General features: G+C 64.1%; 15 protein-coding genes. 11 read left to right on the forward strand and 4 right to left on the reverse strand.

Features of this window, described 5'->3' with window-relative positions; all coding sequences use genetic code 11:
• Nucleotides 1–103 precede the first annotated feature (103 nt).
• Nucleotides 104–517 (reverse strand): endonuclease domain-containing protein, encoded by a 414-nt coding sequence (locus EG850_RS13205; protein ID WP_185714902.1) that lies wholly within the window; start codon nt 515–517, stop codon nt 104–106.
• 741 nt (nt 518–1,258) lie between these two features.
• On the opposite strand from EG850_RS13205, the gene panC reads away from it, so the two are divergent.
• The 10 genes from panC to EG850_RS01785 all read left to right on the forward strand — a co-directional run bounded on the left by panC (nt 1,259) and on the right by EG850_RS01785 (nt 11,995).
• A complete protein-coding gene (panC, locus tag EG850_RS01740; RefSeq protein WP_235829169.1) occupies nt 1,259–2,104 on the forward strand; it encodes a pantoate--beta-alanine ligase in 846 nt (281 codons plus the stop codon).
• Between the two features lie 12 nt (nt 2,105–2,116).
• Complete coding sequence (gene lysS / locus EG850_RS01745) at nt 2,117–3,634, forward strand: lysine--tRNA ligase (RefSeq protein WP_124969237.1); 1,518 nt, start codon at nt 2,117–2,119, stop codon at nt 3,632–3,634.
• Nucleotides 3,635–3,707: 73 nt separating this feature from the next.
• The gene (locus tag EG850_RS01750) at nt 3,708–3,890 is read left to right on the forward strand and encodes a hypothetical protein (protein WP_235829170.1); all 183 of its coding nucleotides are present in this window, start codon (nt 3,708–3,710) and stop codon (nt 3,888–3,890) included.
• 115 nt (nt 3,891–4,005) lie between these two features.
• Nucleotides 4,006–5,124: a hypothetical protein gene (locus EG850_RS01755; protein ID WP_124969239.1), complete on the forward strand. Its 1,119-nt coding sequence runs from the start codon at nt 4,006–4,008 to the stop codon at nt 5,122–5,124.
• 165 nt (nt 5,125–5,289) lie between these two features.
• Complete coding sequence (locus EG850_RS01760; RefSeq protein WP_124969241.1) at nt 5,290–7,833, forward strand: ATP-dependent Clp protease ATP-binding subunit; 2,544 nt, start codon at nt 5,290–5,292, stop codon at nt 7,831–7,833.
• Nucleotides 7,834–8,045: 212 nt separating this feature from the next.
• Nucleotides 8,046–8,279, forward strand: coding sequence for a hypothetical protein (locus EG850_RS01765; protein WP_124969243.1), 234 nt, complete (start codon nt 8,046–8,048; stop codon nt 8,277–8,279).
• Between the two features lie 142 nt (nt 8,280–8,421).
• Nucleotides 8,422–9,072 (forward strand): hypothetical protein, encoded by a 651-nt coding sequence (locus EG850_RS01770; protein ID WP_214609491.1) that lies wholly within the window; start codon nt 8,422–8,424, stop codon nt 9,070–9,072.
• Complete coding sequence (locus EG850_RS01775; RefSeq protein ID WP_124969247.1) at nt 9,065–9,565, forward strand: VOC family protein; 501 nt, start codon at nt 9,065–9,067, stop codon at nt 9,563–9,565. The genes EG850_RS01770 and EG850_RS01775 overlap by 8 nt, the downstream gene beginning before the upstream one ends.
• 82 nt (nt 9,566–9,647) lie before the next feature.
• Nucleotides 9,648–10,913, forward strand: coding sequence for an MFS transporter (locus EG850_RS01780; protein WP_185714903.1), 1,266 nt, complete (start codon nt 9,648–9,650; stop codon nt 10,911–10,913).
• 194 nt (nt 10,914–11,107) lie between these two features.
• Complete coding sequence (locus EG850_RS01785) at nt 11,108–11,995, forward strand: 3-hydroxyacyl-CoA dehydrogenase (protein ID WP_124969249.1); 888 nt, start codon at nt 11,108–11,110, stop codon at nt 11,993–11,995.
• A gap of 78 nt (nt 11,996–12,073) precedes the next feature.
• Here EG850_RS01785 and EG850_RS01790 read toward each other — a convergent pair whose 3' ends face one another.
• The 3 genes from EG850_RS01790 to EG850_RS01800 are packed head-to-tail and all read right to left on the reverse strand — an operon-like array spanning nt 12,074 to nt 15,738.
• Nucleotides 12,074–13,060 carry an alpha/beta hydrolase gene (locus EG850_RS01790; protein WP_124969251.1) on the reverse strand — a complete coding sequence of 329 codons (987 nt, stop codon included), beginning with the start codon at nt 13,058–13,060 and terminating at the stop codon, nt 12,074–12,076.
• Nucleotides 13,060–14,562 (reverse strand): flavin-containing monooxygenase, encoded by a 1,503-nt coding sequence (locus EG850_RS01795; protein WP_124969253.1) that lies wholly within the window; start codon nt 14,560–14,562, stop codon nt 13,060–13,062. Before EG850_RS01795 ends, EG850_RS01790 begins: the two co-directional genes overlap by 1 nt.
• Nucleotides 14,563–14,604: 42 nt before the next feature.
• Nucleotides 14,605–15,738: an alcohol dehydrogenase catalytic domain-containing protein gene (locus EG850_RS01800; RefSeq protein WP_124969255.1), complete on the reverse strand. Its 1,134-nt coding sequence runs from the start codon at nt 15,736–15,738 to the stop codon at nt 14,605–14,607.
• Nucleotides 15,739–15,953: 215 nt separating this feature from the next.
• Between EG850_RS01800 and EG850_RS01805 the strand changes: the two genes are divergently transcribed.
• A complete protein-coding gene (locus EG850_RS01805) occupies nt 15,954–17,711 on the forward strand; it encodes a helix-turn-helix domain-containing protein (RefSeq protein ID WP_185714904.1) in 1,758 nt (585 codons plus the stop codon).
• Nucleotides 17,712–17,764: the final 53 nt, after the last annotated feature.

Below are 17,764 nucleotides of genomic sequence, written 5' to 3' on the forward strand. Positions count from 1 at the left end.
AGGAAGCCGGTCGCGTGGGCTATCAGGAGTTTCGCGCGAGGCATCGCCCTCATCCTCCGTGACTGGGTTCCGTTCGGCACGCCGACGGTTCCGTTCGGCACGATTAGGCACGTGGTCGGAGATGCCATCCTGCCGCAACTGCCGCGAGCACCTGCGCCAAGCACGCATCCCACCGGTAGATCACGTCTTCATAGGTGAACCGCAGAAAGGTGTACCCGCTGAGGGTGAGGTGTCGATCTTTGCTGACATCGCGATTCATCGCATCGCGCGTTGAGTGAAACTCGAATCCATCAATTTCGACGACCAGCCACTCACCAATGAGCAGGTCGCGAGACCAGCCCGCAAGATCCACCTGTGCGCGCACGGGCAAACCCGCCGCGAGCAGGCGAAGTCGCACAATCGTTTCGAGCCCTGAATCGGCACCTGGCTGCACCTGGGCGAGCAACTCGTTGATTGGGGGCGGGGCTTGAGCCGCCTGCACGCGAAATGTTTCGAGATCGAGAACTTTCTTTTTCATCGCGGACTCAATAGCGGCAATCGCATCTTCGTTCGAGATACAACGGCTGGCTGTTACGAGTGCCGTGGGGATGGGATCAATCGCACCTTCGATGCGGTTGAGCCACTTGCCTGGCAACACGTGCACGGTGTCGCTGGCTCGACCGAAACGTGCTCGTACGACACTGTCTGGCCAAAGCGTCGCCTGCTTCTTGGTAAGCCGAAAGTGTCGACCGTGCACACCATGTGGAACCCAGAGTTTGTGCGCAGAGAGTGCATTCACGCAGGAAAGCGATCCGCCCGCCAGAGCTGCCACACCCGCATCAGTGGGTGTAGAGCCAGCCGCAATGTAGTAGCCGCGGCGAACACATTCGAGCTGATCGGTGGCAAGGGCGCTGGCGATCTGTCGCTTGGACCATCCGTGTTGGAGTAGGCCCGCGGTGGTAAGGACTCCGTGATTACGTTGCAACAGTGCGTTGAGCGGCGTTGTCATGCGGGCAGGATGCACGATCGCGCGGACAACACAGTGTGATGAGGGCGGGCTTGTGGATCAATTGGTTTCCACAGGTGGTGCGGTAGGTGTGCCAAGTGGAACATTCGCGGTTCCGAATGGATCGCGCCATCGCGCACAGGATCTTCAACGGGATGCGTGACCAGGGGTTTCCTGCGCGGTGGTGTGAATGCTGGTTCCAAAAGGCACGCTTTCAGTTCCATTTGGCACGCGCGCGGTTCCACATGGCACGCGGCACGATACGCTCATCCGGTGCGCATCCTCACCACTGTCAACGAGACTCGCGCAGCGCTCGCGGACCGCGGCCGTATCGCGCTCGTGCCCACGATGGGCGCCCTGCACGACGGCCACCTCTCGCTCGTGCGCCTGGCCAAACAGCACGCCGACACCGTCATCGTGTCGGTATTCGTGAACCCGCTGCAATTCGGGCCCAACGAAGACTTCGACCGTTACCCGCGTCCCTTCGACGACGATGTCAAGCTCCTCGAACAAGAGGGCGTCGACTTCTGCTTTAACCCCACGACCGAACAGATGTATCCCACCTGGCCGAGCACCACGATCGTGTCAGCAGGTGAAGCGGGCCGCATCCTCGAGGGCGAGTTTCGCCCCTCGCACTTCGACGGCGTGCTCACGATCGTCGCCAAGCTCTTCCTCATCACAGCACCCGACTTCGCGGTCTTTGGCGAAAAGGATGCGCAGCAGCTTGCGCTCATCCGCCGCATGACCCGCGACCTCAATATCCCGGTTGAGATCGTCGGCGCTCCCATCGTGCGAGAGCCCGACGGCCTCGCCCGCTCGAGCCGGAATCGCTATCTCGAAGGCGAGACGCGCGAGCGCGCCACCGTGCTCAACCGCGCACTCGAAGCGGTTGAAGCCAACGCCCACGAAGGTGCTCAAGCAGCGCTCGCCGCTGGCCGCAAGGTGTACGAAGCCGACGAGGCGACTATCGTTGACTATTTGGTGCTCGTCGATGCCGCGACGTTCGCGCCGGTCGACGACGCCTTCACGGGCGATGCGATCGCGCTCACGGCGGCACGCCTCGGCACCACGAGACTTATCGACAATCGACCCGTGCGGGTCGGCGGCAACGAGAACTAAAGGAGCAGGCACATGGCCACCGAGCAGCCTGTTGGCGCAGCGCAGACCGAACTCACCGAAGCAGAGGCCTCAGAGCAGCAGCAGGTGCGTCGCGAGAAGCGCGACCGGATGCTCGCAGAGGGCCACGCTCCCTACCCCCTCGACGTGCCGATCACCACCACGATCGCTGAGGTCGTCGCCGACAACCAGGGCCTCGAGGCCGACACCCAGACCGGCAAGATCGTCGGGCTCGCGGGTCGCGTGGTGCACCTGCGCAATACCGGCAAGCTCTGCTTCGCGGCGATTCAGGCGGGCGACGGCTCGCGCATCCAGGTGATGGTGTCGCTCGCGGGCGTCGGCGAGCAGTCGCTCGCGAAGTGGAAGGAATTCGTCGACCTCGGTGACCAGATCTTCGTGCACGGCGAGGTCATTACCTCGCGCCGCGGCGAGCTGTCGGCGATGGTTGACGAGTGGCGGATGGCGTCGAAGGCGCTGCGCCCGCTACCGAACCTGCACAGCGAACTCAGCGAAGAAACTCGCGTGCGCCAGCGCTACCTCGACCTCATCGCCCGCCCCGCCGCCCGCGAAATGGTACTCACTCGGGCGAAGACGAACGCCTCGATGCGCGCGACCTTCGCCGCCCACGGCTTTGTCGAGGTGGAGACACCAATGCTTCAGACGCTGCACGGTGGCGCCGCTGCACGCCCGTTCATCACGCATTCGAATGCCTTCGACACCGAGCTCTACCTGCGCATTGCTCCCGAGCTTTACCTCAAGCGGGCACTCGTTGGTGGTCTCGAGCGTGTCTTTGAGATCAACCGCAACTTCCGCAACGAGGGCGCCGACTCAACGCACTCGCCCGAGTTCGCGATGCTCGAGTCGTATATGGCGTACGGCGACTACAACACGATCGCAGACCTCACGCAGGAGCTCGTGCAGAACGCGGCGAAGGCCGTCTCGAAGGACGGTAGCGCCGTTGTCACCTGGCACGACGGCACCGAGTTCGATCTCGGCGGCGAGTGGCCGCGCATCTCGATGTACGAGTCGCTCTCGGAGGCCGCCGGCATCACCATCACCCCCGAGACCTCGGTTGCTGACCTCAAGGCGCTCGCCGATCGCGAGGGCGTCGAGGTACACCTGCCGAACCACGGCAAGCTCATCGAAGAGCTCTGGGAACACTTCGTGAAGGACTCACTCGTCGGCCCGACGTTCGTGATGGACTTCCCCGTCGAAACCTCGCCGCTCACGGCCGCGCACCGCACCAAGCCCGGATGCGTTGAAAAGTGGGACCTCTACGTGCGCGGCTTCGAGCTTGCCACTGGATATTCGGAGCTCATCGACCCGGTCGACCAGCGCGAGCGCTTCGTCGAGCAGGCTCGCGAGGGCGCGCGCGGTGATGTCGAAGCTATGCGCGTGGATGAGGAATTCCTCACCGCACTCGAACATGGCATGCCGCCGGCAGGTGGTATGGGCATGGGCGTCGACCGCCTGCTGATGGCGCTGACGGGGCTCGGCATCCGCGAAACGGTGCTTTTCCCGCTCGTCAAGTAGGCCGCGCGTCACCTCACACCCACGCAGCCACACCCGTGACCTCCGCGCCGCGGCCGCGTACACTGGACTGATCATGATTGAAGACTGGTGGCTCAACGCGCTGTGGTCGATTACCCCGACCATCATCATTGGTGCGCTGTTCGGCCTCATCCTGTACGGCGCCATCAACGCTGACCGCAAGACCCGCCGTGACCGCGCGCGCGTCGAGCGCGAAGAGCGCGAGGCCTTCGCGAAAAAGCGCGACGCCGAGGCGTAAGCGCGCGCACTGCCATACTGTGCGCATCCATTTCTGAGCGTCGTTCGGCGAAGCCACAGCAACCCCTGAAATTCGCGTTTTACCGTGGTGAACACGCGAATAAAGGGGGATGAGTATGCGCGCACCGATCACGGTCGTCGCAGTGCTCATCCTGCTCGCAAGTCTTACCGCCTGCTCGCCGACAGGTCCCTCGCCGAGCGCGAACCCGAGCGTGTTCGAGATCGCGATGAGCGAGTTGCGGCAGACGTCCGGGGTGAGCGAGGCCAACCTCGAGGTGGTCGAATCGCGCCACTACGTGGCGCTCGACGTGTTGCTCAACGGCGATGTGTCGCCCGAAGACCTTGAGAAGATCGGCGCGCTCGTCGTGCGATTCACCTCGCTTGCCGATGACGGCGGCTATGAATCGGCGGCACCACAACTCACGCTTGAGAAGTCGAACTACTCCTATTTCGCAGGCGTCAGCGATGACCAGCTCACCAGCCAGCTGAACTACTGGCTCGCGCTCGTGCGCACCGGCGCCGAGGCTGTCTCGGTGCGGAGCTACCAGCCCACTGCGGTCGCCGCCTACTCCGGCGTGAGCGCCACCACGACGGCCGATCCGTCACGCTATGTGCTGCTCGACCTGCCGAATGGGCTCAATCGCGAAGATCGCGGTGAGCTCATCGGTGCCCTCGCGAACGTGCCCGACCCGGGCGCTGCCGCCGGGCAGTGGGATGTGCTCGATCTCGCGACGAGCACGAAGGCCGAATACGTCGGGCCGAACTTCCCCGAGCGCGACCGGATGCGCGCCGACGCCGACACTGCCGACCTCTTTGCGCAAGTGCCAGGCCTCGCGAGCATCGAGGTTCGCCGAGATGACTCGGCGACGACTCCGCTCCTCGTGCAGATTGTTGTGTTCGACGACGCCATGGACAGCCTCGAAACCGCCAAGGCCGAGGATGCATTCGCGAAGACAGATGCGTACGGCCAGCTTCACGAGTTGTTGCGCCTGCTCGAATCACGCACTGCAGATCCGTACGGGGTCGATCTCCTCTCGAGCCCGCTCACCGATGGCGGCAACTTCCACCTCTGGTTCGACGTGCACGGATGCGAGTTCAACTCGGACACGCAGTGGCCGCGCCTGAGCAACGAGCTCGGCGCCACCTGGATCAGCGTGCTCAACCCCGATCGGCGTGGCGGTGCCACAAATAGCGAGCACTGCACGGTCAATGGCGAGCACCCGCCGCGGCCCTAACCGCATCCATTTCGCCTGAAAAATCGCGCTCGGCGAACCCGCTCGCCCGAAGGTCACGCCGACGGCGAACAGATGGCCTGATGCGGGGGTTGCGCCGTTACTCTCGAAGACACCTGGCCACCACTGTGCCGAGTGCAGTGGCTGCTAGAGCCCGAAGGAGATGCCATGTTCGAACGTTTTACCGACCGAGCTCGTCGCGTGATCGTCCTCGCCCAGGAAGAGGCGAAGATGCTCAACCACAACTACATCGGCACCGAGCACCTGCTGCTCGGGCTCATCCACGAGGGTGACGGCGTCGCCGCAAAGGCGCTTGAGTCGCTCGGTATTTCGCTTGAGGCCGTGCGCGAGCAGGTCGAAGACATCATTGGCAAGGGCCAGCAGAAGCCGAACGGCCACATCCCGTTCACACCACGCGCCAAGAAGGTGCTCGAGCTGTCGCTGCGCGAGGCCCTGCAGCTCGGCCACAACTACATCGGAACCGAGCACATCCTGCTCGGCCTCATTCGCGAGGGCGAGGGCGTCGCTGCCCAGGTGCTAGTGAAGCTTGGTGCCGACCTCAACTCGGTGCGTCAGCAGGTCATTCAGCTTGTCGCTGGCTACCAGGGCAAGGAACCGGTCGCCGCCGGTGCTGAGCAGGGTGCCGCGAACGCGCCGCAGGGCTCGGCGGTGCTCGACCAGTTCGGCGAGAACCTCTCGCAGCTTGCCCGTGACGGCAAGCTCGACCCGGTGATCGGGCGCGAGAAGGAGATCGAGCGGGTCATGCAGATCCTCTCGCGTCGCACCAAGAACAACCCCGTGCTGATTGGTGAGCCGGGCGTCGGTAAGACCGCGGTCGTTGAGGGCCTTGCCCAGGCGATCGTTGCGGGTGAAGTGCCCGAGACGCTCAAGGACAAACAGGTCTACGCACTCGACCTCGGCTCGCTTATCGCCGGTTCGCGCTACCGCGGTGACTTCGAAGAGCGCCTGAAGAAGGTCACCAAGGAGATCAAGTCGCGGGGCGACATCATCGTGTTCATCGACGAGATTCACACCCTCGTTGGTGCCGGTGCTGCCGAAGGTGCCATCGACGCCGCGAACATCCTCAAGCCGATGCTTGCGCGCGGCGAGATGCAGACGATCGGTGCGACGACGCTCGACGAGTACAAGAAGCACTTTGAGAAGGATGCTGCGCTCGAGCGCCGCTTCCAGTCGATCATCGTGGATGAGCCGTCGGTCGCGCACTCGATCAACATCCTCAAGGGCCTGCGCGACAAGTACGAGGCGTTCCACAAGGTGACGATCACCGACGACGCCGTCGTCGCCGCCGTCAACCTTGCCGACCGCTACGTCTCAGACCGTCAGCTGCCCGACAAGGCAATTGACCTCATCGACGAAGCTGGCGCACGTCTGCGCCTGTCAGTGCTCTCGTCGCCGCCGGAACTGCGCGAGCTTGACGAGAAGATCGCCAAGGTGCGCACCGAGAAGGAAGAGGCCATCGACCTGCAGGACTTCGAGGGCGCCGCGAAGCTTCGCGACGACGAGAAGCAGCTGCTCGGTGAGCGTCTGCGCCTCGAGAAGCAGTGGAAGGCTGGCGACGTCAAGGCCGTGGGCACCGTGGATGCGGGGCTCATTGCCGAGGTGCTCGCGGCGGCCACGGGCATCCCGGTCTACAAGCTCACTGAAGAAGAGACTGCGCGACTGGTGTTCATGGAAGACGCGCTGCACGAGCGCGTCATCGGCCAGCACGAGGCGATCAAGGCGCTCTCGCGCACCATTCGCCGTACCCGTGCCGGCCTCAAGGACCCGAACCGTCCCTCGGGCTCGTTCATCTTCGCCGGTCCTACCGGTGTGGGTAAGACCGAGCTCGCGAAGGCGCTCGCGGAGTTCCTCTTTGACGACGAATCGGCGCTGATCACCCTCGACATGTCGGAGTTCGGTGAGAAGCACACGGTGTCGCGCCTGTTCGGTGCCCCTCCTGGATTCGTGGGCTTCGAAGAGGGCGGCCAGCTCACTGAGAAGGTGCGCCGCAAGCCGTTCTCGGTGGTGCTCTTCGACGAGATCGAGAAGGCGCACCCCGACATCTTCAACTCGCTGTTGCAGATTCTTGAAGAGGGTCGTCTCACCGACGGCCAGGGTCGCGTGATCGACTTCAAGAACACCGTCATCATCATGACGACGAACCTCGGTACGAAGGACATCTCGGGTGGCCCGGTTGGCTTCCAGATCGAAGGCAACACCGAAACGAGCTACGAGCGGATGAAGGCGAAGGTCAACGAAGAGCTGAAGAAGCACTTCAAGCCTGAGTTCCTCAACCGTGTTGACGACACCATCGTCTTCCCGCAGCTCTCGCCGAACGAGCTACTCGAGATCGTCGATCTGTTCACGAAGCGTCTGGCCGAGCGGATGCTCGACCGTGATATGACCGTGGAACTCTCGACGGCCGCGAAGCAGCAGCTCATCAAGGTGGGTTACGACCCGGCCCTCGGTGCGCGTCCGCTGCGTCGCGCGATGCAGCACGAGATCGAGGACCAGCTCTCGGAGCAGATCCTGCGGGGCGAGTTGCGAGGTGGCGACCACGTGTCGGTCGACTTCACCGAAGGCGAGTTCAAGTTCGACGTGCGCCGCCCTGAGCGGGTGGGTGCAGCATCGGGCATTGTCGGTGCCGCGAGCGGTGACGTTGGCGCCGCTGGTATCGCGGATGCTGGTGCGTCGATGGCGGACCGCGGCTAGCTCGCAGATCTAGTTCACTAACGAGGAAGGCCTCTGCTTCGGCAGGGGCCTTCCTCCGTCTGGCCGGCAACTCCTCAATCAGCGAAGTGCGTCCAGAGTCTCCCTTGCGAGTGACGTGACCCGAGATAGCGGACAGTTCTCGCGCCGTGAGGGATGTAGCATCCGACCCCCAATCGCTAGCGTTGAGCGATCGCAGACGAAGGAGGGGCCAAGTGGCCGCTCTTGAGATTATCGATGGCGATCTCGCCGCCGCGGCGGGCGCATTTGCTGCTGGCGCGAGCGAGGCCGGCAACGGCAAGGTCACGGTAGTACCTGGCGAAGTGGCCACCGCAATGCCCGGTGGTACCGCCATTGCCGCGGCCGGAAGCGCTGCCACCGCGTTAGATGACTCTGTGGCGTCACACATCGAGCAACTCAACGATGCCGAATCGGACACCTTGCTGTAGCGGACGCACTCAGCAACGTCGACGAAGACCGTGCGAATAACTTCAGCAGTGCCAGTGGCGCACTACCCGGCTACAGGATGCGCTGAGACGGTGGTTTGGAGTGACCTCATCGGGTGGCGCGCCGCGCCACTTCACGACGCCTATGACGACCCCTCATACCGCCAGGGTGTACGAGAACGTTGGCGAAGGGCTCTACCCCGCCGAACAGGCGCTTGCCTCACAGGGCGCTAGCGCTGCTGCGGTACGCGGCGCGTTGCGCACCGCTCGGGCCGAAGCCGACCGGCTCGAGGCCCTCTGTGTCGACCTCATGCGTGCCACCTCAATCGCTGACGATGGTGTTGCCGAAGTTGAACAAGGTGTCGAGCATGCCGAAGCATTTGCGGGCCTCCACCGGCTCGACCTCGACTCCAACGGTTCGGTCTCGCTGAGTGCAGCGATACTCGCGGATACTCTCGGCGAACTCGAGCAATTGCAACGAGGGGCCCAGACCAGGGTTTACTCCATCCACTCCATTGCGGGCTCTTACGCACCCGGCGATTGGGAAGCGAACCCGACCACGAATTACGATCACTACCAGTACGGTATCGACGCGCTGAACTACATCGATCCGTTCAAGCACACGCCACGAGAGGATGCTGCCTATGAGCAGCACCACTTCGACCCGAATATTGTGGCCGACTGGGGATTTGTGCAGTGGCAGAACGAGGTCGACAACCACATCCGTGTCGCTGAGGGGCCGGACACCAACGAACCAGTGCTGGCCGCACTCTACGAGGAGACGAGCAATGACTAGGGCTGGTCTCGCCATCGTGTCAATGGTCGCGGCACTGCTACTCAGCGGTTGCGCGTTCCGGGCCAGCCCAACCGCATCCACCGAGGAGACTCAAGTGCAATTCACCGTCGCCGATGTTCGTGCCCGTTCGATCGAGCTCTCCGAGCAGGTGCTCGCGCTCGTACCCAGCGAGCAGCAAGATCCCGCCGCGATGGATCTGCCCGCGCCAAGCGAGGTGGCGAGCACACTCATCAGCTGTGCCGACGAACCGGGTCTCTACTGGTATCCCGGTGGTGGGGCAGTCGCGCTTGTTGCGGACGCCGACGTCGAGGCGGTCGCCGAAGCGTTACTTGACCGACTCGTCACCGAGACGGGCTGGCCGATGCTTCAGAACTACCAGGGCGGCGATCTCGACTATGTGCAAACACCGGATGGCTACAGCATCACGGCCATCGGCGTGCGGGCGAATAAGGGTAAACCTCCGCGCGTCGGTGTTTCGGTGTCGACCCCCTGAGTGCCTGCGCCCGCAGGTGACCCGAACGCCTTGAAGAAGTACTGAACTTCGCCGCATCCGGCCGCGGGCGTATGGTTGGCGGGTGGCACGCGCACAGTCGAATCAGGATGATGCGGCACCGCTCTGGCAGGTGCTGCTCATCGCCTTCCTGCCTACCTTCATTTACTCGATCGGGCAGGGCGCGATCATCCCGGTCATTTCGGCCGTTGCCACCGACCTTGGTGCTTCGACCGCGTTCGCTGGCTTTATTGCAGGTTCGCTCCTTATCGGTCAGGCGCTCGGCAACCTGCCCGCATCGAGCGTCGTGAGTCGATTTGGTGAGCGGCGCGCGATGATCCTCGCGGCGATGGCCACCATTATCGGTGCGCTCATCTCGGCGAACGCAACGACGGCCTGGATGCTCATGATCGGCGTGCTCTTGCAAGGCCTCATGACCGCGACCTTCGCGCTCGCCCGCCAGGCATTCCTCACGACCTACGTGCCGCGTCGCGTGCGCGCGCGAGCGATGTCATCACTCGGCGGCGTCTTCCGCTCGGGCATGTTTGTTGGCCCGTTCCTTGCGGCCTGGCTCATCGGCCTCACCGGCACACCGCAAGCCAACTTTTGGGCATTCATCGCCTGTTCGATCCTCGTGGTGATTTCGCTTCTCGTGCTGCCCGACATCGAGAAGTTCGCCCGACCCGGCCAGCCGTCCGTAGCAAACACCGCCGCGAAGCCTGAGGGCCTGTGGCGCACCATCGTCGACCGCCGTGATGTGCTCGTGCGACTCGGGCTCGCCGCGGGCGCCATGATGGCCTTGCGGGCTGCGCGTCAGGTGCTATTGCCGCTGTGGGGTATCTCAATTGGCATGGATGCGGCGACCGTCTCGATCGTCATGGGTATCGGCGGTGCCATCGACTTCGCGCTCTTTTTCACGAGCGGTTGGATCATGGACAAGTTCGGTCGCGCCGCGAGTGCCGTGCCAGCTATGGTCGGCATGGGTGTTGGCTTTGGTGCGCTCGCCTTTGTGCACGGTGCCCCCGAGGCGCAGTGGTGGTTCACCGCGATCACCTGGTTTGTTGCGGTCGCCAATGGCGTGGGTTCGGGCATCGTGATGACCCTCGGTGCTGATCTTGCCAACCCGGTGCAACCGGCACCCTTCCTCGGTGCCTGGCGCACGATCACCGATGCCTCCAGTGCGACCGTCCCGTTCATCGTCTCAGGGCTTGTCGCCCTTGCGGGCCTGCCCTTTGCGGCAGGGGCCTTTGGTGTGATCGGGCTCCTCGGGGCGTTCGTGATGTGGCGCTATATCCCGATATATGTGCCAAAGCCTCCGCATACCGGCCCGATTCAGCTTGGTGGCGAATAGACAGGATGCCGTTCTGGTCGCGCGGCAAAAGCCACTGCCAAATAGCTGAGCGAACACTGGGAAATTCTGAGGCTTGTGCCTCGGCGCACCGCGAAGATTGAGGGGGGAAGACCCATCCCGGCCGGTCGTTTGACCGAGTCACCATCCGCCGTCGACCGCACGGCCGACGGCCGTAGTCAGGAGCGCGATCCGCTATGACCACTTCACCCTTCGATACAGTCACTGTGCTGGGCACTGGCGTGCTTGGCTCGCAGATCATTTTTCAAACGGCTTACTGCGGCATCCCGGTTGTCGCCTACGACATTAGTGATGAGGCACTCGACCGACTTCCCGAGCGCTGGGAACAACTCAAGACTTACTACCGCCGCGACCTGCAGGCCACCGACGAGCAGCTTGATGCCGCGGTTGCCCGCATCAGCGCCACGAGTGATCTCGCCGAGGCTGTCGCCAGCGCCGACCTCGTCATCGAAGCGGTTCCCGAGACCATCGCCATCAAGAAGTCGACATACGAGGCGCTCTCGAAGGTAGCTCCCGAGCACACGGTCTTCGCGACGAATTCATCGACGCTGCTCCTCAGCGACATGGTTGACGCCGTCGACCGCCCAGACAAGTTTGTGGCGCTCCACTTTGCGAACAACATCTGGGTGCAAAACACCGCCGAGATCATGCGGCACGAGGGCACCGCCGACGAGGTGTTCGAACAGCTCGTGCAGTTCGCCGAAGCGATCGGCATGGTCCCGATTCGGGTGCTCAAGGAACAGCCCGGTTACGTCCTGAACTCACTGCTGGTGCCGTTCCTCAACGCCGCCGCTGCACTGCTTGTCAAAGGCGTCGCCGATGCTCCGACGATCGACCTCACCTGGCGGCGCGCGACCGGCGCGCCAAAGGGCCCATTCGAGATCTACGACATCATCGGTATGGTGACGCCGTACAACCTCGCGATGGCGCGCGCGGCAGAGAGCCCCGAATCCGCGGCATTCGCACAGTTCCTCAAGACCAACTTCATCGACCAGGGCAAACTTGGCCGGGCCAGTGGTGAGGGCTTCTACAAGTACGACGCCGAGGGCAACCGCCTCGACTAGCTAACACGCAGGCGGCCGGGTGGAGTAAGGAGCTTCCTCCTCATCCACCCGGCCGCCTGTGGCATCTGCCCAACCGAGTCAGAGCACGCGCTCGAGGAACTCCGAAGCCCGGTCGATCATCTCTTCGCCGGTGCGGATCTTGCCCGCCGAAGTGAACAGCCCGTGCGCGTGGTGCGGCAGGTGCACATGCTCGACGCGCGTGCCGTTGCGGGCGAGCAGGCCCGCATATTCGATTGCCTCATCGGCAAGCGGGTCGAGCCCGAGCGAGAGCACCCAGGCCGGCGGCTGCGGTGCATCCCCGAGTTCAACCGCGAGCAGCGGCGAAACGCGAGGGTCGGATGCATCGGCCGGGTCGGCGAGGAAGTTCTCGGCAAACCAGCGCATCGAGTTCGCGGTAAGCGGGAAGCCCTCTTCAATCTTCGCGTACGAGGGCGACTCGTTCGCGAGGTCGAGCACCGGGTAGAGGAGGAGCTGCGCAACGATCTCGGTGCCATCGACGGCAAGCGAGGGCAGGAAGGCGAGCGCGGTGGCGAGGCCGCCTCCGGCGCTGTCTCCGACCGTCACGATGCGCTCGGCATTCCAGCCACGGGCCGTCGACTCATCCCGAACCCACTCGATGGCGCGCTGGCAATCGAGGTGCGCGGCCGGGAATGGGAACTCCGGGCCGAGGCGGTAGTCGACCGCGACGACCGGGAGCCCGGTGCGCGTCGCGAAGCGACGGCAGACGGCGTCGTGGGTTTCAAGCGAGCCGATAACCCAGCCGCCGCCGTGGAAGAAGACGAGCACCGCATCCGCGGCCGAGCGCTCGGCGCGCGGGTCGTACACCCGCACGCCGAACTGCTCGTCACCGCTGCCGATGGCAACGTCTTCGACCAGCGCGAGTTCATCCTTCGCCAGCCCATTGGCTGCTGAGGAGGTCTCGTACGCTTCGCGCGACGCCGCCATCGAACCCGCATCCTGGAAAGAGCGCGAACCGTTCGCACGGAACGCCTCGATCAGCGGCCGCTGGTCGGCGGCAACTTCACTGAGTTCAATCAGTCCATGGGGCGGGATGAGGTCGGTCATTACGCCTGCGCACCGACGGTCTCGGCCGACACGACGTCGGCGCCCGACTTGACGAGGTAGTCCTCAGCCTTGAACTCGCCGGCCCAGTCGCGGTACTCCTCGACGGTGCCCGACCAGTTGTTGATGACCTTGCCCTTCGAGTTCTTGTACCAGCTCGAGCAGTCGCTCGAGAACGACGAGCCTTCCATCTCTTCCTGAAGCACGGTGTTGAAGCTGTCGAGCTTGTCGCGGTTCACGTCGAGCGAGACCTTGTCGAGGTCAGCGGTCTTTTCGAGTGCGTCGATGACGTAGTGCTGCTGGATCTCGAGCATGGTGACAACCGAGTTGTGGTTGAGGTTGGTGTTCGGGCCGTACATGAGGAACATGTTCGGGAAACCGTCGACCGAAAGGCCAATGTAGGCCTCTGCATCCTCTTCGCCCCAGCGCTCGGCGAGGGTGACGCCGTCGCGACCAACGATGTTGAGGTCGCCCTGGAAGTTCTGCGAGTAGAAGCCGGTGCCGTAGATGATCACGTCCGCCTCGTGCTCGACGCCATCGGTGGTGACGATGCCCTTCTCGGTGAAGTGGTCGACACCCTCGGTGACGAGCGAGACGTTGTCGCGCAGGAGGGCCGGGTAGAAAGCCGAGGTGCGCAGAATGCGCTTGCAACCGAAGTCGTAGTTCGGGGTGAGCTTTTCGCGGAGCTCTTCGTCCTTGACGACCGAGTAGAGGTAGTCGAGCGACTCCTGGCGACCCTCGGCCTGGGCCGAAGTGTTGTTACGGGTGCGCTCGAAGCCAGCCTCGCGCATGTCGTGGATGAGGCGACGCGACTCTTCGAAGGTCTCGGGGTGCTGCTCGAAGGTGTCGAGCTGCTCGGCCGAGAAGGTGATCTGCTCGCGGGGCAGGATGTAGTTCGCCGAGCGCTGGAACACCTCGAGGTGACCGGCAACCTTGGCAACCTCGGGCACGGCCTGCACTGCCGAGGCCGCGGTGCCGATGAGGATGACCTTCTTGCCGGTGAGGTCAACGTCGTGGCGCCACTCAGCGGTGTGGAACTGGATGCCCTGGTAGTTCTCGCGGCCCTTCCAGCCGGGGATCTTCGGCGAGTTGAGCTGGCCCCAAGCGGGGATGAAGAAGTCGGCGGTGTACTCCTCGCCGTTGCGGGTCTTGATGTTCCAGAGTGCCTCGGCCTCGTTCCAGCGAGCCTCGACGATCTCCGAGTTGTAGTGCATGTGCTTCTCGATGCCGAACGCATCCTTGAGTGCGACCTGGTAGCCGAGCATCTCGTCGCCACCGGCGAACATCTGCGAAACGCGCAGGTGCGGGAAGAAGGTGAAGCAGTAGACGTGGGCCTGGGTGTCGCAGGCGGCACCCGGGTAGGTGTTGTCGCGCCAGACGCCACCGACCGAGTCGGCCTTTTCGAAGACAGCGAAGTCGTCGATGCCGGCGCGCACGAGCTGTGCAGCCATGCCGAGGCCGCCGAAGCCGGAGCCGAGAATTGCGACGCGGTAGTGCTTGGTCATTTGTGGTGTGTCCTTTGTCTTGTGGTTTGTGAAGTCGTGTGGCTAGTCGAACGAGATGATCTGCCGCAGCACGGTGCCGGCGGCGAGCGCATCCATGCCCTCGTTGATCTCTTCGAGCGTGATCGTGTTCGAGATGAGGCGCTCGAGGGGCAACTTGCCCTCGCGCCAGAGTTGCTCGAACTTGGGGATGTCGCGGGCGGGCACGGCCGAACCGAGGTACGAGCCGATGACCGTCTCGGCGCGAGCGGTGAGCTTGAGCGGCTCGATCTCGCTCATTGCGCCGGGTGCCGGCAGGCCGACGGTGACGAGCGTGCCGCCGAAGCCGATCATCTTGAAGGCGGTCTCGAAGGCGCGCGGGTGACCGACGGCTTCGATGACGATATCGGCGGTGATGCCCTGCTCGGCAGCTTCGGCCGGGGTGTAGGCCTCATCGGCGCCCCACTCGCGAGCGAGTTCGAGCTTCTGGTCGTTCGCGTCAACTGCGATCACCTTTGCCGGACCAATGCCGAGCGCGGTGAGGAGCGAAGCCATGCCGACGCCACCGAGACCGACGATTGCAATCGACTGGTCAGCGGTGAGCTTCGCCGCGTTGAGTACGGCGCCGCCACCGGTGAGCACGGCGCAACCGAGCACGGCTGCGATCGCCGGGGGCACATCGTCACCCACGGCGACCACCGAGCGGCGGTCGACGACGGCGTACGAAGCGAAGCCCGAGCATCCGAGGTGGTGCTTGACCTCGTCGCCCGAGCGGGTGAGGTGGCCGGTGCCGTCGAGGAGCGTGCCGGCTTCATTGGTCTTCGAGCCTTTCGAGCAGGGGAGCTTGCCATCGGTGCGGCACTCGCGGCACTCGCCGCAGCGGGGGAGGAAGGTGAGAACGACGCGCTGGCCGATCTCAAACTTGGTGACGTTCGAGCCGAGTTCTTCGATGATGCCGGCAGCCTCGTGGCCGAGCAGCATCGGCATCGGGCGGGGGCGCGAGCCGTTGACGACCGAAAGGTCAGAGTGGCAGATGCTCGCAGCTTCGATGCGCACGAGCAACTCGTTTTCGGCGGGGCCGGTGAGTTCGAGCTCGTCGACGGTGATCGGCGTCGTCTCGGCGTAGGGTGCGTCGGCACCGAGCCGGTTGAGCACGGCTCCGCGAATTGTGCGGCTGCTCGTGGTGGCGGGCTGCGTCATATCGTCTCCGTTGATGATCGTGATGTTGTGCTTCGAGTGCCTCAGCACGCGAGGCGGTGTTGTGCTTCGAGTGCCTCGGCACGCGAGGCGGTGGTGCACTGAGGTTCTCGAAGTGCCTCGGCACGCGAAGTGCGCTGCATTGATCTTGGCTGGCTCCATTACGCCATTACATGGATAGTTCTCTATGAATGACAATCACCAGTAGAATTTTCTACATGACCGCGATGCCATCGGATGCGGGCGACACTTTCCTCGAACAAGTGCGCCAAGAGCGCCGCCTAGCGCTGTCGATTGCCGAGATTGCCGCGGCAGTCACCTCGATTCGCGATGACTCGGCGGCGATGCAGCAACTCGTCACCCGTACCCGCACGCTCCTTGGCGTCGACATGGCCTATCTCAGCCTCAATGACGAGGCTGCCGCGCACACCCGCATCGTCGAGACGGACGGCGTGTGGACCTCGGAATACCGCGACCTGCGCATGCCGCTTGGTGCCGGCGTGCTTGGCCGGGTCGCGCAATCGGGCGGTCCGGTGCAGACGTACGACTACGCATCCGATGCCATGCTCGTGCACGACCCCGAGATCGACCGCATCGTCGAAGCCGAAGGAGTGCGCGCGATTCTCGGCGCGCCAATGCGCATCGCCGGCCGCGTCATTGGTGCGCTCATGGTCGCGAACCGCGTGGCGCATCGCTTTGATGATGAGCAGATCTTCGTGGCGCAGACCCTCGCGAACCTAGCGGCGGTTGCCATCGACAACACTCGCCGGCTCGATGAACTCACGGATGCGGCGAGCCGGGAACGCGCCCGCGCTGAGGAGCTCTCGGCCGCTCTGGTGACCACCCAACGCGTCGTCGACGCCGATGACGCCCTCGTTGAAACAATTGCCTCGAGCGGTGGCCTCGCCGAGCTACGCGACGGCATGACCCGCGCGCTCGGCCGCGAGGTGCGCTTGGTTGATCTCACCGTGCGCTACGACATTCGTGATGCTGCCGCTGAGATCGGCGATGCTGAACGGCCGCTTATTGCGCTCTCGGCGCGCTCGGGCGCCGCCATGAACTCGAGCGATGAAGCCGGCGACCCGTTTGCGGTCATGGCCGCGATGCGCGGCGACGAACCGGTCGGTGCGGTGCTTGTTGACGGCGTACTCGCGCCGGGCGACGAGGTGGTGCTGCAGCGCTGTGCGCGGATGCTCGGGGCCTACCTCAGCGCGCAAGACCGCGAGCGCGGCGACCTCGCGCGGCGACGACGCGAGTTGGTTGATCTCTTGCTAGCGCCGCCGCCAAGTGGGCTCGCACCCGTCGCGGTGCGACAGCTCGGCGACTATGGCGTGCGGGAGGGCGAACCTTTCCGCATCCTCGTGGGCACCGGCTCGGATGCATCGCTGCGCGACTTTGACCACCGGCTCGAACTCGACTTCGGTCTTGCACTCTTGCGCACGCGCGTTGAGGGTGAGGTCGTGTGCATCGTGCCCGAGCGAGCGTTCGTGCAGATCGAGCGCGAGCTGGAAGGACCCGGGACGCGACGCCGCGGCGGCCTGCTCGTTGGACACTCGCCGGCCCTGCACATGCTCGATATCGTGCCCGAGGAATTCGCGCTCGTGCAGCGTGTATTGGATGCGGCGCGCAAGTCAGAGCATCCGCGCACGCTGGTCTCGCTGCTGTCGTACGGCGCGATCGGGGCGTTCTTGTCACGGGTGACGATCGAGCCGACGAAGCAGGCAATTGCCGACACAATTGGACCGCTCATCGACTATGACCGCGAGCACCGCACAGCACTCTGCGATACCGCGGCCGCCTATTTGGATGCGGGGCATTCGGTCGCGCGGGCGGCTGAGCGGCTACTCGTGCACGAGAACACGGTGCGGCAGCGGCTGGAGCGGATTGAGGCACTGCTCGGGGAGGGGTGGTCACTCGGGCAACAGGGACTCGACCACCACATCATGCTCGCCGCGAATCGGCTCGTGGGGGAGTAGTGCGGCCGTGGTCTCGATTCGTCGCTGCGCTCCTACTCGACCACCCAGATAGT

Origin of the sequence: Gulosibacter macacae (assembly GCF_003865375.1) — a bacterium.
Taxonomy (GTDB): domain Bacteria; phylum Actinomycetota; class Actinomycetes; order Actinomycetales; family Microbacteriaceae; genus Gulosibacter; species Gulosibacter macacae.

What these genes read in the sequence shown, in the direction of transcription:
- EG850_RS13205 (WP_185714902.1), bottom strand. Translation starts at nt 517, where the DNA reads ATGAAAAAGAAAGTTCTCGATCTCGAAACATTTCGCGTGCAGGCGGCT.
- EG850_RS01805 (WP_185714904.1), top strand. Translation starts at nt 15,954, where the DNA reads ATGACCGCGATGCCATCGGATGCGGGCGACACTTTCCTCGAACAAGTG.
- lysS (WP_124969237.1), top strand. Translation starts at nt 2,117, where the DNA reads ATGGCCACCGAGCAGCCTGTTGGCGCAGCGCAGACCGAACTCACCGAA.
- EG850_RS01800 (WP_124969255.1), bottom strand. Translation starts at nt 15,738, where the DNA reads ATGACGCAGCCCGCCACCACGAGCAGCCGCACAATTCGCGGAGCCGTG.
- EG850_RS01760 (WP_124969241.1), top strand. Translation starts at nt 5,290, where the DNA reads ATGTTCGAACGTTTTACCGACCGAGCTCGTCGCGTGATCGTCCTCGCC.
- EG850_RS01775 (WP_124969247.1), top strand. Translation starts at nt 9,065, where the DNA reads ATGACTAGGGCTGGTCTCGCCATCGTGTCAATGGTCGCGGCACTGCTA.
- EG850_RS01750 (WP_235829170.1), top strand. Translation starts at nt 3,708, where the DNA reads ATGATTGAAGACTGGTGGCTCAACGCGCTGTGGTCGATTACCCCGACC.
- EG850_RS01795 (WP_124969253.1), bottom strand. Translation starts at nt 14,562, where the DNA reads ATGACCAAGCACTACCGCGTCGCAATTCTCGGCTCCGGCTTCGGCGGC.
- EG850_RS01785 (WP_124969249.1), top strand. Translation starts at nt 11,108, where the DNA reads ATGACCACTTCACCCTTCGATACAGTCACTGTGCTGGGCACTGGCGTG.
- EG850_RS01790 (WP_124969251.1), bottom strand. Translation starts at nt 13,060, where the DNA reads ATGACCGACCTCATCCCGCCCCATGGACTGATTGAACTCAGTGAAGTT.
- EG850_RS01755 (WP_124969239.1), top strand. Translation starts at nt 4,006, where the DNA reads ATGCGCGCACCGATCACGGTCGTCGCAGTGCTCATCCTGCTCGCAAGT.
- EG850_RS01770 (WP_214609491.1), top strand. Translation starts at nt 8,422, where the DNA reads ATGACGACCCCTCATACCGCCAGGGTGTACGAGAACGTTGGCGAAGGG.